3 protein-coding genes are annotated in these 1,738 nt (G+C 28.0%); all 3 read left to right on the top strand.

All coding sequences use genetic code 11. The features are described 5' to 3' along the window. Positions 1-373: hypothetical protein (locus A9G48_RS11630; RefSeq protein ID WP_176702004.1), on the top strand; the 373-nt coding region annotated here is incomplete at its 5' end. Between the two features lie 131 nt (positions 374-504). Beyond that, entirely contained in the window at positions 505-756 is a 252-nt protein-coding gene (locus tag A9G48_RS06455) for a hypothetical protein (protein ID WP_065575967.1), read from the top strand. 3 nt (positions 757-759) lie between these two features. After that, positions 760-1,725, top strand: coding sequence for a hypothetical protein (locus tag A9G48_RS06450; protein ID WP_065575966.1), 966 nt, complete (start codon positions 760-762; stop codon positions 1,723-1,725). Positions 1,726-1,738 lie beyond the last annotated feature (13 nt).

Here is a 1,738-nt window from a genome sequence, read left to right as displayed (position 1 = left end):
AATTCAAATCTCTTATCCTGACCATTTCAGCGTAGTACCTAACCCTTATGATATTATCGATTATAACAGCAGTGAATTTTTGGAATGTTTAAATAATGAAACTGACGAAGAATGTAATACAGAGCATATTTATTTTTATTATTTAGATTTGTTAAAACAAAAAACAACGTTATTAGTCAAAAAGAAGAACGCGCCAAAAAATAGCCTCCCATTAATTAAGAAAAAGATAGATAAATTATGTTTAAGTAAAAATAGTCTATTGGATTTGGATGACGATATATATTCTTATTATCCTCCTATAGAAATCTTCTTATGTGAGATAAAAGAATTAAAGCAAGAAATCAAACAAGCTGAAATAAAGCTAGCAAAATAGGATTGATTTAAAAAAATAAATAGTTTGTAACCATGTTAGGGAGTTTAGCTGTTTATAAAAAAGCAGTTATCTCCACAGGTAGTGCTTTTGAATAGGGATCTTGTTTTCCAAGTACATTGCATATTAATGGTATGGCTATTGACTTTGAGTATAAATCAAAAAATAACCAAGGTGGTTATTATTCTCATTCTTCTCAACAATATAAAGACGATTTAGCCTTTTTGAAGGCTATGTTACTATTTTTTGTTAAGGTTCGGGTTGGAAAGCATAATCATTTTAAAGAATTTAGACAATTATCCGGTGTTGTAAACGGAGGTGAATTACATGACTCTCACTTTCATGCTGACTTTTCACTCACTAAAATTGAAGAAATTAAGGAATAGCTTATGAAACATTTATTTTATATCGGTATTATTTTTTCTTTCTTTAGTACCTGCTGCTACAGCCAACAATTTAATATAGAAAAAAAATATCGAGGCAATTCATTTCTCAATAAAGTAGATATGCAAAAATTAGAAAAAGATTGCTCACGTGAAGACTATATAAATTCTGATTATTCCATACAAGTTGAAATGGATAAACGTTGTCCATTACATAAATTTGGTAACTATTTTAATAATCTTATTGATTCGGTTGATAAAAGTAAGGTGATCTATCAAAAAAATGGTTTAACCCTAAAATTAAGCAAAGAAGGGGTTAACTTCATGAAGGGAGGAGATGATTATTCTGGTGCTAAATTGACTTTATCTTTAATTCAAAATAATGAAATTAAAGATCAAATAACGCTTGCTAATACTTTTACGAATATAACGAATTTCCTTTTCGTAGGTTATCGATATTACTATATTGCACCAAGTGGTGATATTTATACGTTATCCTTAATGGAAGCAGATAATGGAATTGTTCCTCAAATATGGAAGCACTATAAAATTGATGAAAAAAAATTAAAATTTAATTTATTACAGATATATGGTCGTCGAATTCAAATCTCTTATCCTGACCATTTCAGCGTAGTACCTAACCCTTATGATATTATCGATTATAACAGCAGTGAATTTTTGGAATGTTTAAATAATGAAACTGACGAAGAATGTAATACAGAGCATATTTATTTTTATTATTTAGATTTGTTAAAACAAAAAACAACGTTATTAGTCAAAAAGAAGAACGCGCCAAAAAATAGCCTCCCATTAATTAAGAAAAAGATAGATAAATTATGTTTAAGTAAAAATAGTCTATTGGATTTGGATGACGATATATATTCTTATTATCCTCCTATAGAAATCTTCTTATGTGAGATAAAAGAATTAAAGCAAGAAATCAAACAAGCTGAAATAAAGCTAGCAAAATAGGATTGATTTAAAA

The sequence above is a fragment of the Gilliamella sp. wkB18 genome, from assembly GCF_001690875.1.
Classification (GTDB): Bacteria; Pseudomonadota; Gammaproteobacteria; order Enterobacterales; family Orbaceae; genus Gilliamella; species Gilliamella apicola_A.
Note: the sequence above shows the minus strand (reverse complement) of the source record. Positions and strands in the feature narration are given on the sequence as shown.